This window comes from Microcoleus sp. B4-C2 (assembly GCF_036705265.1).
GTDB lineage: Bacteria > Cyanobacteriota > Cyanobacteriia > Cyanobacteriales > Microcoleaceae > Microcoleus.
In genome coordinates this window covers 15354-28242 of sequence record NZ_JAUBUB010000051.1, presented here as the reverse complement: position 1 = coordinate 28242, position 12889 = coordinate 15354, and the positions used below count along the sequence as shown (strand labels likewise).

Annotated in this window: 13 protein-coding genes; 6 read left to right on the top strand and 7 right to left on the bottom strand. The window is 44.3% G+C overall.

Annotated features, from left to right (window positions below):
• Positions 1–22 precede the first annotated feature (22 nt).
• On the top strand, positions 23–274 hold the full coding sequence (locus tag QUB20_RS16140) for a DUF2281 domain-containing protein (RefSeq protein ID WP_333247309.1): 252 nt from the start codon (positions 23–25) through the stop codon (positions 272–274).
• An 89-nt stretch (positions 275–363) separates the two neighbouring features.
• Here the strand turns inward: QUB20_RS16140 and QUB20_RS16135 are convergent, their stop codons facing one another.
• The 3 genes from QUB20_RS16135 to QUB20_RS16125 form a co-directional block, all read right to left on the bottom strand.
• Entirely contained in the window at positions 364–495 is a 132-nt protein-coding gene (locus tag QUB20_RS16135) for a type II toxin-antitoxin system RelE family toxin (protein ID WP_333247311.1), read from the bottom strand.
• A gap of 142 nt (positions 496–637) precedes the next feature.
• The gene (locus QUB20_RS16130; RefSeq protein ID WP_333247313.1) at positions 638–841 is read right to left on the bottom strand and encodes a hypothetical protein; all 204 of its coding nucleotides are present in this window, start codon (positions 839–841) and stop codon (positions 638–640) included.
• 40 nt (positions 842–881) lie between these two features.
• Positions 882–1052, bottom strand: a complete 171-nt coding sequence (locus tag QUB20_RS16125) for a hypothetical protein (RefSeq protein ID WP_333247315.1) — start codon at positions 1050–1052, stop codon at positions 882–884.
• A 428-nt stretch (positions 1053–1480) separates the two neighbouring features.
• Here QUB20_RS16125 and QUB20_RS16120 point away from each other — a divergent pair, with 428 nt between their 5' ends.
• From QUB20_RS16120 to QUB20_RS16105, 4 genes are all read left to right on the top strand, one after another.
• Positions 1481–2530: a hypothetical protein gene (locus QUB20_RS16120; protein ID WP_333247317.1), complete on the top strand. Its 1050-nt coding sequence runs from the start codon at positions 1481–1483 to the stop codon at positions 2528–2530.
• Between the two features lie 445 nt (positions 2531–2975).
• Entirely contained in the window at positions 2976–7115 is a 4140-nt protein-coding gene (locus tag QUB20_RS16115) for an ATP-binding protein (RefSeq protein ID WP_333247319.1), read from the top strand.
• 99 nt (positions 7116–7214) lie between these two features.
• The gene (locus tag QUB20_RS16110; RefSeq protein WP_333247340.1) at positions 7215–8537 is read left to right on the top strand and encodes a response regulator; all 1323 of its coding nucleotides are present in this window, start codon (positions 7215–7217) and stop codon (positions 8535–8537) included.
• Between the two features lie 38 nt (positions 8538–8575).
• Complete coding sequence (locus QUB20_RS16105) at positions 8576–8824, top strand: hypothetical protein (RefSeq protein WP_333247321.1); 249 nt, start codon at positions 8576–8578, stop codon at positions 8822–8824.
• Here the strand turns inward: QUB20_RS16105 and QUB20_RS16100 are convergent.
• Positions 8796–9338 (bottom strand): GIY-YIG nuclease family protein, encoded by a 543-nt coding sequence (locus tag QUB20_RS16100; protein WP_333247323.1) that lies wholly within the window; start codon positions 9336–9338, stop codon positions 8796–8798. The genes QUB20_RS16105 and QUB20_RS16100 overlap by 29 nt on opposite strands.
• Positions 9339–9397: 59 nt before the next feature.
• Positions 9398–9724, bottom strand: coding sequence for a hypothetical protein (locus QUB20_RS16095; protein ID WP_333056631.1), 327 nt, complete (start codon positions 9722–9724; stop codon positions 9398–9400).
• Between the two features lie 368 nt (positions 9725–10092).
• Here QUB20_RS16095 and QUB20_RS16090 point away from each other — a divergent pair, with 368 nt between their 5' ends.
• Positions 10093–10890: a hypothetical protein gene (locus QUB20_RS16090; RefSeq protein WP_333247325.1), complete on the top strand. Its 798-nt coding sequence runs from the start codon at positions 10093–10095 to the stop codon at positions 10888–10890.
• Positions 10891–11061: 171 nt separating this feature from the next.
• Here QUB20_RS16090 and QUB20_RS16085 read toward each other — a convergent pair whose 3' ends face one another.
• Positions 11062–11925, bottom strand: coding sequence for a sulfite exporter TauE/SafE family protein (locus tag QUB20_RS16085; RefSeq protein ID WP_333247327.1), 864 nt, complete (start codon positions 11923–11925; stop codon positions 11062–11064).
• Between the two features lie 94 nt (positions 11926–12019).
• A complete protein-coding gene (locus QUB20_RS16080) occupies positions 12020–12862 on the bottom strand; it encodes a pentapeptide repeat-containing protein (RefSeq protein WP_333244711.1) in 843 nt (280 codons plus the stop codon).
• Between the last annotated feature and the right edge of the window lie 27 nt (positions 12863–12889).

Genomic DNA, 12889 nt, shown 5'->3' with positions numbered 1-12889 from the left:
GCTCTTTATCTATAATCAGATTATGACTGTTATTGAACAGATTTATGCGATCGTAAAAACTCTTCCCCAAAATCAAGCTAGCGAAATTCTCACTTTCGCACAGTTTATTCGTGCCAAGTACCTGAATGAGAACCAATCCACCGACACAGTAGATTCTTTAACTCCTTGGAGAGAATTGGTTTATTCCCTAGCTGGAACATGGGCAGAAGACTTTCCTACTCTGGAACAGATTCGTGCCGAGTCGGGGGAAGACATCTGGCGGGAGAGCTTTTAGATGTACATTTTGGATACAAATACATTAATTTACTATTTCAAAGGACAAGGACAAGTTGCCCAAAACATTCTGCCATAGTAAAAACAGCTTTATGGTGGAAAGTAGCGATAAATATCTTTCCGGTGAAGCACCCTGGCAAAAGTAACAGTTTCGCCATCAAAATAAAAACCTATTCGATAGTCTCCAACCCGAAGCCGATACGCATTATCATCACCTTTCATTTTTTTTAAGTTAACAATTGTTTATAAATCCAATCATTACTATTGGGAATTTCCGCAAAAGCAAAATCCTTGATTTGCTCAAACACAGGCGTACTTTTAAGAGCTTTTAAATCTTTCAAAAAACTGGGTAGATATTCGACTTTCATTCAGTTTCCAGTTCTGCAAGTGCTTCCTGTAAATTTAACGGGTTTTCATTTTTTACTTCGCGCATAGCCTGGAGAAGTCCTTTATCTTCGATCGCTTCTAGGAAATACTGATAGTCGGTATAATCTAGAATAACTTGACTAATGTTGCCTTCGGCATCGAATATCAATTCTTTAGCCAGTGGATAGTCTTCTATTTTCATACACTTTTATGGTGAGATGAGTTATGAGGGAATGATGCTTCTATTTTAACAGCGATATCTCAGAACCAGATGAAGGGCGATCGGGTATGTTGGTTATTGGGTCTAATAAAATTTGTCCGGCTTCGTTGACGAGAACGCGATACTCTGTTGACTTGGGTTCGAGGTTTAAACTGAGGTGTCCTTGTGGATCTGTGCTGATTAAGTTTTTCATACTCCCAAACATATCTTTCAGCTATTATATAATTGAGTAAAAATCGGTTGGTTGAGTTTTACTCAATTATAACAAATTAGATGTTGTTTGTTTATTCGGATTTTAAGGGCGAGCGCACTTTTTGTCATAAGGGCGATCGACCTTTTTAGCAACCGCAGATAAACGGGGATGGATGGGGAGGAATTAAGGGCGATCGCTATTTTGGTCGTAAGGGCTATAATTCACGGGGATGCTGGTGAAACCGGAGATTGGGATTGTTCTTGGTTTAATTGCTCTTGTGTTACACAACACTCAGGAGAAACCTCGATTGAAAGATTTTATCCACCCCGCTTTATTTCAATAAATGTATTCCTAAATATTTTATTGGGTGGCCTTGTTGTTATCTCACTTATTTGACTCATTGTTAAGTACAATTTATACCAAATTAGATGAGCTTACCCTGCTCCAACGGCGACATTACCGCAGTCGTAACTGCTCAAAATGACTGTGGCAAAAAAACAGAAAATCTGCTCAAAATCCTCAGAGAAAAACCTTGCTTACTCGTTTTCGATCGCGCCGACACACTTTTGAAAGCAGGAGAAGCCAAAGCCGCTGGTTATTTCGCCGAAGATTGTGCAGAATATGCTTGGTTATTCAAACAACTATTAGAAACAGAACATCAAAGCAAAATTATTTTCACCAGTCGCGAAAGCTTAGCCGAATTGCCGTCAACACTCACCCGCGAAATCCAGCTAAACGGATTGGATCAAGATGCCGCTGTTGCCCTATTGCAATCTTTTAATCTGACTGCAAATCCAGAAGAATTAGCCGAAATGTGCGATCGCTATTCTGGACATCCCAAAGCCTTACAACTCGTCGCAGCCTTGATTCGAGATGATACCGAGTTTCAGGGAAATGTCGGGATTTTTCTGCACCATAGAGACTGGTTGCTGATTCGAGATATTGAAAGTGCGATCGATGAAATGATAGCGCGTCTGGGCGACGGCGAGCAAACTTGTCTCAGCCGAATTTCTGTCTACCAAACCTCAGAATATCCCCTATCTTTGGCCGGAATTAGCGCTCAAATGCCAGAAGTTAGCAAGTATGAACTTAAAGAAAATATTATTCAAGCACTCAAGCGCCGACAATTGCTATATTACGATCGCCACCTCAAATCCTATCACTTGCATCCCCTAGTTCGAGAAAAGGGCGAACACCTGCTAAGTCAAAATCCCGAACATCTCCGTACCGCCCACAGCCAAGCCTACAATTATTATATCAGCATTCCACTCAAACCAAAATCGGAATGGCAAAATATCGAGGATATCAAGCCGCTAATCAGAGCGCACTATCATGCTTCTCAAGCAGGAGATTTAGATGCAGCAAATGCGATTATTTCTGAAGTTTATGAGTATTTGCGGCAGTGGAATTGTGCAGAGTTAGTATGTGCAAATCTACCGTTGCCATTGTTAACGGAAGTAAAAAACATAACTCTGTAGGGGCGGGTTCACCGACAATAATTGCCAAAAAATACAATCTGATAAACCCGCCGCCGCTGGCGTTTCATTAACGACCTGATTGCCGATACACAATAAATAAATAAATAAATAAATAAATAAATAAATTAGAAAAATTATCACATTCTTTGTCAGGAATAAGAATTAAATAAATTCCACAAATTTGTGGGATGGGCGTCCCGACAGTTCCACAATAACAATTAAAATTATAAGTTATTTGACTCGCGATTCTAAGTAAAAACAACTCAAATGCCAAACAGTTATAAACAGAACTGACATAAGGAAAATTTGACACCAGTGCCCAATATTTGCTAGTATTTGCCTATATTGAACAGGGCATAAATTTTCACAGTAGGGCGCGCCAATTGCGGGAAAAGGTACGCTACAGCAGTTAAAATACGATTATCAGCGCAATTGGTTTACACCCATGCCCATTTATCACTTCAACCGCCTAACCGCCAAATTTTTTAGCAAGCTTCCGCTGCGAACGGTTCTGATTGTTCCGTTTGTTTTGCAAACGGTAAGTGTAGTTGGGCTAGTGGGCTATCTTTCTTTCAAAAGTGGTCAGGAATCAATCGAGGATGTAGCACATCAGTTAATCGAACAAGTAGGAGAACGTACCCGCGATCGCCTTACGGATAATAATGGGCCCTCGGCAATCAATACCTTTTTGGCTAGGCTGCAATTCTCGGCGTCAGGACAAACTTTTATTATGGATCGATCGGGAAATCTGATTGCCACATCCACACTAGAAACACCCTTGGTGACGCCAACAACAAAAAAACAACCGACGCCATTGCTAGCCACCAACAGCAAGGATGCCCGCACGCGAGATATTGCTAGACAACTCGCCAACCGATTTGGCAACTTCCGCACGCTGCAAACAACCGAGAAATTGACCCTGGCGAGTAAGGGCCATAGGCAGTTTGTCCGCGTTACTCCCTATCGAGATTTCCGCGGCTTGGATTGGTTGATTGTGGTGGTGGTGCCAGAGTCTGATTTCATGGCTCGCATTCAAGCAAATACGCGCCATACATTGTGGTTATTGATCGGTACACTGCCACTGGCGATCGCGATCGGATTTTTGACTTCCCGTTGGGTGACAAAACCAATTAGGCGCTTGAATACCGCAGCCAAAAATCTTGCCACAGGAAAATGGGATCAACCTTTAGAAATTAGACGCTTCGATGAAGTCGGAGAACTCGCCAATTCCTTCACTTTGATGGCAGCCCAACTGCAACAGGCTTTTGCAGACCAAAATTTTTTAAATGAAGCTTTAGCGCAAAGAGAGAGCCAACTCAAGCAATTTCTCGAAGCCATACCCGCAGGAGTATCTATCCACGATGCTTCGGGTAAAGTCGTGTACTTCAACGAAACTGCCAAGCATTGGCTCGGCGTAGAAACTATTCCCGATACAACTTTAGAAAAAGCAGTAGAAGTTTATCAAATCTACCGCCAAAACCAGCTTTATCCCACTGAAGAACTGCCCGCATTCCGAGCACTGCGTGGCGAAACAGTATTCCTGGAAGATGTAGAACTTCATCGAGATGGGAAATTTATTCCTTTTGAGGTGCGCGCCACACCAATTTTTGACGAAGGCGGAAATATTGTTTATGCCATCAATGCTTTTTATAACATCGCACAGCGCAAACAATCTGAAAAAATATTAACTGACTACAATCACACTTTAGCCGCCGAAGTTGCCGAACGTACCGCTGCTTTAGGTCGTGCTAACGAACTATTACAATATGAAATTGCTGAGCGCAAATTGCTAGAACAAAAACTTTCCACTTCTACTGAGCAAGTTGTGAAAATCTTTGAGTCGATTACAGATATTGTATTAATTTTTGAGCTTCAAGAAGAAACCATCCAAATTATACCCACTAAGGGAATTTTTCAATACAACTATAATACGAATCAGATCGACTCCATCATCGAACAATTTTTTAATGAGGCAAGGAAGGAGATTTATTTTGCTCAAGTTCGACAGGCATTGGCAACCCAACAAACTATTAGTTTTGATTACAGTCTGCCGATTAATAACCAAGAAGTTTGGTTTGCTGCTAAAATTTCGCCACTTTCCGATAGCTCTGCGGTTTGGGTAGCGCGCGACATTAGCGATCGCCAGTTAGCCGAATCCCGACTGCTGGAAGCCCAAAAAATTGCCCGTATTGGCAGTTGGGAATACGATATTGCCACAGCAACAACTACTTGGAGTGAAGAACTCTATCGCATTTATGAGCTCGATCCTACTCAAAAACCGCTGCCAAACGAACAATTAATCGAGCGTTTTCATCCAGAAGATCGATCGCGCTATCTGACAATGGTGCGCGATCAAGCGATGAAGGGACAAAGCTTTGAAATCGATCTGCGGCTGCTCCGAAGAGATGGCTCGCTCACTTACATTGAAGTCCGAGGGAAACCTGTTTATGATGAAAAAGGGCAGTTGCTCCGTTTGTTCGGCACTGTCTTGGATATTAGCGATCGCAAACAAGCCGAGTCAGCTTTGCGAGAAAGCGCCCAGGGAGAACAAGCCATCGCCCGCAGCATCGATCGCATCCGTCAATCCTTAGATATTGACACAATATTCAAAACCACAACCTCTGAACTGCGACAAACCCTAAAATGCGATCGTGTCGGTATCTATCGCTTTAATCCTGATTGGAGTGGCGAATTTGTTGCCGAGTCAATGGCTCCAGGCTGGATATCTCTGATGCAAAAACCCGACGATGGTAATGTGCCAAACACTCTCGTCGAACACTCTCGCTGTACCGTGAAAACTATGCAAGCCTCCAGTGAACCAGTGCTGGATACCTATCTACAAAGAAATCAAGGTGGTATGTATGCTAGAGGCGTTCCTTACCGCATAATTGAAGACATATACAGCGCTGGGTTGAGTCCTTGTTACCTAGAACTTTTAAAACAATTTCAAGCTAGAGCCTACGTTATTTTCCCCATATTTTGTGGCAGTCAACTTTGGGGTTTGCTCGCCAGCTATCAAAATTCTGCACCCCGCACTTGGCGCGAAGCAGAAATCAATATTGGGCTGCAAATTAGCACTCAACTAGGCGTCGCCTTACAACAAGCTCAATTGCTCGAAGCCACTCAAAAGCAAGCAGTACAGCTTCAACAAGCCGCCTGGGCCGCAGAAGCCGCCAACCTTGCCAAAAGCACTTTCCTGGCAAATATGAGCCACGAACTCCGCACCCCGCTAAATGCAATTCTGGGATTCTCGCAATTGATGCAGCGTTCTACCAACCTCACTCGCGAACAACAGGAAAATATCCGCATTATCAACCGCAGCGGAGAACACTTGCTAGCTCTGATCAATCAAATATTAGATTTAGCCAAAATAGAGGCGGGACGGATTACAATCAATCCAACAGACTTTCAATTAAGCAGCCTGTTGAACGATCTGGAAGAGATGTTTAAACTCCAGGCAAGGGAGCAACAATTGCAGTTAATCATTGACTGCTCTAGCGAAATTCCCGAATACGTGCAAACAGATCAAATGAAATTGCGTCAAGTTTTAATTAATCTGCTTTCTAACGCCATTAAATTTACCATACAAGGAGTAATTAGGTTAAGAGTAAGTGCATTTATAGACAGTGAAAATCAGCAATTACCCATCAGTAATTACAAATTACATTTTGAAATAGAAGACACGGGCTCCGGCATAGCTGCTGATGAGTTAGATAAGCTTTTTCAAGCCTTTGTGCAAACCAAAACAGGAACCAAATCTCAGCAAGGAACAGGCTTGGGGCTGGCTATCAGCCAACAGTTTATCAAGCTGATGGGCGGCGTGATTACTGTACGCAGTGAAGTTGGACGCGGCACCACCTTCGCGTTTGATATCCCCGTCAGCGCCGTTGATACCCCGGCGACTCAACCCGTACAGGAACCGCGTCGGGTGATAGCCCTGGAACGCAACCAGCCACGCTATCGTATTTTGATTGTGGACGATCGATCGGACAACCGCCAACTGTTGCTCAAACTCCTCGCTGGCTTTAACTTTGAACTCGAAGAAGCCAGCAATGGCATGGAAGCTATTGAAATGTGGTCGAGTTTTGAGCCACACTTAATTTTTATGGATATGTGGATGCCCCTGATGGATGGACATGAAGCGACCAAACGCATTAAAGCCACCGTTAAAGGTCAAGCTACGGCAATTATTGCCGTGAGTGCCGGTAACGCCGAGGAAGCGCAAACCGTTACTGTATCAGATGATTGCGATGACTTTATCCACAAACCCTTTCGAGATACAGAAATTTTTGCCACCCTGCACAAACATCTGGGAGTGCGTTACATTTACGGTGAACCGGAGAGTGTTCCCGATTCAACTCAAATCGAGGCTCCGACTCCAGAGACTCTTGCAGCTTTACCCGCAGATTGGCTGGCAGCTTTAGAGAAAGCCACAATTGAGTGCGATTTAGAGTTAATTCTGATCCAAATTGAGCAAATTCGCGATCGTAATGACGCTTTAGCTAGCGCCCTAGCCACATTGGCTAACGAGTTTCAGTTCAATCAAATACTAGCTCTCATCCATCCCGAAACGAAAGAGAATTGATATTATACCCGGTTCGTAGTGAGTACGATCGTCCTCATAAAACCCCATCGGGCGATCGTACTCACTACAACCTATAAAGGTTATTTTACACCACTAGATATGAATTACGAATCAACTCCCGTCTTAAAAGGGAATATTTTAATTGTTGATGATATTCCGGCTAATTTGCAACTTTTAGCTCAAATACTCTCGCAGCAAGGGTACAAAACACGCACCGCACCCGACGGCAAACTAGCGCTGCGGTCGATCGAATTAACTCCTCCTGACTTGATTTTGCTCGACATCATGATGCCCGGTATGGACGGCTACCAAGTCTGCCAAGCATTGAAAGCTTCTCCCACAACCAAGGACATTCCAGTTATTTTTATCAGTGCTTTAAATGAAGTATTAGATAAAGTCAAAGCCTTTGAAGTTGGTGGTATAGATTATATCACAAAACCGTTTCACGAACAAGAAGTTCTCGCCCGCGTCTCAAATCAACTCGTGCAGCGCCAGTTGTTCCAGCAAACACAATCCTACGCCCAGCAACTCGAACAAACCGTAACTGAACTAAAGAAAACTCAAGCTCAGTTAATACAGAAGGAAAAAATGGCTTCTTTAGGTCAGCTAGCGGCAGGAATTGCTCACGAAATCAACAATCCCGTCAGCTTTATCTACGGCAATATTTCTCTAGCGGCGGAGTATGCGCGAGATTTGCTTCGCCTCGTCGAATTGTACCGACATTACTACCCCCACCCCGTTGCAGAAATTATCGGCAAATTGAACGAGATTCAACCCGAATTCATCGCAGAGGATTATCCAAAACTGCTGAATTCCATGACAGAGGGTGCTTCTCGGATTAGCGAAATTGTGATGTCTTTGCGGAACTTCACCCGCCTTGGCGAACAAAAGTACAAGCCAGTGGATATTCATGAAGGCATTGACAATACTTTAGTTATTTTGCAACACAGACTGAAGGGGACAAACAAAGCTGGGGAGATAGAGGTCATTAAAAACTACAGCCAACTGCCAAGAGTCACCTGTTATGCCAGTGAGTTAAATCAGGTGTTCATGAACCTGCTAAGTAATGCTATTGATGCCTTGGAAAATCAATCGTCTCCCCGAAAAATTACCATCAGCACTTCAGTAGGTTTTGAGTCAGAAGCTGCGCTGCACAATCAAGATTCAATATTAGCCACTCAAAACACTCAATCCGTTGTGATTAACATTGCCGATAACGGTTGTGGGATGAGTGAGGAAGTGCGCCACCAGATATTTGACCCATTTTTTACTACGAAGCCTGTAGGCCGCGGTACTGGATTAGGGTTGGCAATCAGTCACGATATTGTAGTGGAAAAACATCGAGGTCAAATCAGTTGTATTTCTGCTCCGGGCCGAGGAACCGAGTTAATTTTGCAGATTCCGATATCTGTTAAATTTTAAATATATACCTCCACAAAAGCAAGTTTTGAACAGGCAAGATGCCTGTTCCACAAAGAGTGAGTTTTATTGTGGGGCAGGCTAGAAGCCCGAAAAAAAATATTGAAAATGGTACAACATCATTAACAGACGGAGATGATATATCAGATAGATTGTACCCCAGCATTTGTAGGGAAACGGCAATGTCGTTTCCGGCGAGGGAATTGCCGTTTTCCTACGAGAATTATGGAAGCGGAAACGCCGTTTCCCTGTGGTTCTCAGTCAGGACTTTAAATCCAGCAATCCGCTAGTTTTCAGCTTGGGATTAAACCGGATTTCTTCTGTTACGCCGCGAGTTTTCAGCAGCGCGAAAATTTCATTTTCCACGCGCCGCGCGACATTTTTCAACAATTTATCTTTGGCAATTTCATCGGCGAAGATACCTTCATAATTTGCCGTTTCTTGGGCAGTCATTACAGTTTTTGTGTCGATGGGCTCGTTCCACTTGGCAGCATCGGCACCGTTACCTTGGGGTTGGGAACCGTTTTCGGCAATCCAACTTTCTCTAATGCTTTCTAGAATCGTGCGGCTGGGCTTGTCAATAGTTTGGACTTTCAGCCAGTAGCAATATTGGGTTTGGCGTACCAAATGCTGTTTGAGGCTGAGGTAAATGTCGCGAGAATAGCCGACAAATTGCAGGACTTTATCGCTGTCAAAAATTGCGTAAACGCCGATTTTTCCCTGGACAAAATCGGGCAATTTCCCCTCGGAGTCTATGTATGGAATGAATTCTAAGCTGGCGAGAGATTGAATGTCTTCTGTCATCCGATTTTAGATTTTAGATTTTAGATTTTAGATTAAACCACAGATGAACCAGCTTTTACCTAATTCTTAAAAACTCGATAGATTGCACAGAGGCGGCTGGGTTTAAATATTTTGGCTTGGAACATGAAATTAGGCGGGACGTTGACGATCGCAAAATCGCTCGATTGATGATACTTTTCAAATTCCGCAGGCATTCCCTTCGGCGTCTCGCTGCTGTAAGGGACTGGCTGAAACAGTAACTCGGCAAACTCAATGCGCGAGCATTGCAATTGTAGTGCTATTTGTTGGAGAAAGCTTTCACCGGTTAATAAACCGAACAGTGCTGTTTTAGCATCGGGTTCGAGGACAAAACTGCTATCGTAGCTTTCAATAATCTTAAGACCCATTTTCTGTATACTCCTGACAGACGGCGGTTAACGGTTATCGGTTAAGTGTTTTGAGCGATCGACTTAATCCTGAATTTTACCTGAGATTGACCGTTTTGAAGGCAGAAGGTCAATCGATTTTAGATTTTAGATTTTAGATTTTAGATTTTAGAATTGAAGCATTGACTTGCGCGAGATAAATTCGGGAGATCCTTTATCGGATACAGGTTTTTTATTTCTGGACGGATGAATCACGTGGCGGGTATCCTGGATGCTTTCGGTGAATTAAAATACCACAATCAGGAAATTTTGACAAATAGACCTGATTTATTTGCCGATCGCTTTTATCATGTCGGTATCGCCATCTATCCGACTACGACTAAAAGGCTATGCAGAAGATTGAAAAAGCATCATTCCCAGCTTCCAGAAGTGGCCCGACCCAGCCGGACTGGCTAGAATTGGTAGAATACGCCTCTGTTGCTGGTTCAGCTATTGGCACGATTGCTGCAGGATTGTCGGGCCAAATTGTCTACGCTGCCGCCCCCTTAACCGCAGCACTCTCGATAAATCTCGCCAATCGCCAGCGTTTCGAGCAACAAATGCAACAAAAGGCAAATTCTGCGATTACAGACGTACAAGCCGCAGTAGAACGTCGATCGCAGCAAGTTCAGATACTACCTGGAGAACCTGCGGAACTCTACACCGCTGTCTCCGACTTGCAGCAAAAACTCCTGGGCTTGGAATCCGGCGTCATCGCCGAGGTACAAGCTGCCGTAGCCTCCCTCGAACGCCAAGCCCAGGCGTTGCCGGCTGATTCTCAGGAACTCTACACCACCCTGTCCGATTTGCAGCAAAAACTCCGCATTTTGGAAAATAGTGCCCTGAGAGAGCATGATTGGGAAAATGTCAACGTCCGATTTTTATTGATGGGCGAACAGTTAACTGAAGTTAAAACTATTACGGCTCAGTTACAGGAGCGATCGAACGAAGTAGACTTTGATACAATCCAAGGTTCTCTCCAGCAATTGCAGGATTTGCTCGATCGACCCACAATAGACACAGGGATGCTGCAAACCGAGATTCAGCAGTTGCAGCAGCAAGTGTCCGAGTTGCAGAGACAAAATCAAGAAATTGTCAAGCCTTATTTGCAGCGTCTGACTCGCGCCGTGAAGAAACTCAGTCAATAGTCATCAGTCATTAGTCATCAGTCATTAGTCATTAGTAAAGTGTCAACTGTCATTGTAGCCTTAGCCTTGTTCCCAGGCTCTGCCTGGGAATACATACCCGGAGGCTCTGCCTCAATAACCAATGACCAATAACCAATGACCAATGACCAATGACCAATGACCAATTACCCATTACCCGTTACTAAATTTTTGCCAAGCTTGCCAGAAAACATAAATCGATAACACTGCCAAGAGCGATCGAAAAGCTAAACTAACAATACGATCGGGCAATCTCGGCAAAAACCGCGTACTCACCTGCGCGCCCAACAAACCGCCGCCGCCAAGAATTAACCCCACAACCCACAAAACATTCCCGCGCGCCGCGTGTCCCGCCGTCGCCGAAATTGCCGTGATGACGATGACGCCCAAGCTGGTTTGAATTGCGGTTTTAATGCTTTCTCCTAACAGCAAAATTTGCAGGGGAACCATAATTACGCCGCCGCCTACGCCGAACAAACCCGCTAATAAACCCGCCGCACTGCCGGTAGCAATTTTAGCAAAAGTTGGATGGAATAAAATATTGGAATTATTGGGTAATTCGTGATTAGTAATTGGTAATTGAGCATTTTCTCCTTGTCCCGCTTGTCCTCCCAGTTCCCCTTGTTCTAGTTCCGCTTTCTTCTTAGCTGTCAGGTGCTTGCGAACTTCAATCAAATAAATATTCAACCACAGCAACAACCCAAAAGTAAGTAACAGCAAGTAAGGCGGAAATATCCCCGCCAAATAAGCACCGATTTGTGCGGTGATGACGGCAGGAAATCCAATGCCTGCGACTTGGCTCAAGCTGAGGTAGCCCATGCGCCAATTCTGGATGCTGCCAGAAATAGCTGTAATGACGATCGACAAACCGCTAGTAGCAACCGCCTGCACCGGAGCGTAATTGAGAGCCACCAACAAAGGCACGAGCACCGTACCGCCGCCGATACCCAAAAATCCAGCTAGAATTCCGGCAAAAATTCCCGCCGCACCCAACATCAATAATTCAGTGATAGTCATTAGTCATTAGTCATTAGTCATTAGTTAGTAGTCAGTAGTCAGTAGTCATTAGTTAGTAGTCAACAGTCCACAGTCAACAGTCAACAATCAAATTTTAAGAATCATTAGTTGTGCCGTCCGGCATAATTGCCCGCCTCAAATCTGCATCGCGGAAGTTAGTTCGATTGAGATTAGCATCAATCAAAACCGCTTCCACCAAAACAGCCCCGCTAAAATTAGACCAGCACAGCTTGGCACGGTACAAATTAGCACCGCTCAAATTAGCTCTTGCCAACGTTGACCAACTAACATTAGCAACTCTCAAATTAGCATTGCTCAGATTAGCGTCGGTGAGATTAGCTCCAACCATCGTTACTTGGCGCAAGTCTGCACCAGCCAAGTTTGCCCCGCTCACCATCGCCCCGCTGAGAATTGCCTGATTTAGGTTAGCTCTTTCTAAAAGCGACTCGCTGAGGATGGCATTTGTCAGGTTTACCGCTTTGAGAGTTGACCAACTCAAATTTGCCTTCATCAAATTAATGCGAATCATGCTAGCCTCGGTTAAGTTGGCCGCAAACAAATTCGCTTCGGTAAAGTTGGCTTCGGTCAAATTAGCTTCCGTCAAATTAGCCTTAGTCATGTTGACTTCTCTGGCCATTGAGCCGCGCAGGTTGGCTCCCATCAGGTTAGCCCCGCTGAGATTGGCACGGCTCAAATCGGTACCGATGAGATTTGCTTCGCTGAGGTTGGCTTCCGTCAAGTCCACCCCTGCCAATTTCACCTCGCGCAAGTTCGCTCCCGTCAGGTTAGCGCCTTTGAGGTTTGCGTCTTGGAAATTCGATCTGGTAAAGTTAGCCTCGCTGAGGTTTACCCCTTTTAAGTCGGCCCCGGCGAGGTTAATTTCTCGAAAATTTCTTTCTCCGGCCGCATATTGCCTCAGAATTCGATCGGCCTCCATGTCATTCGCCTCGCAATTTTTTTTAAA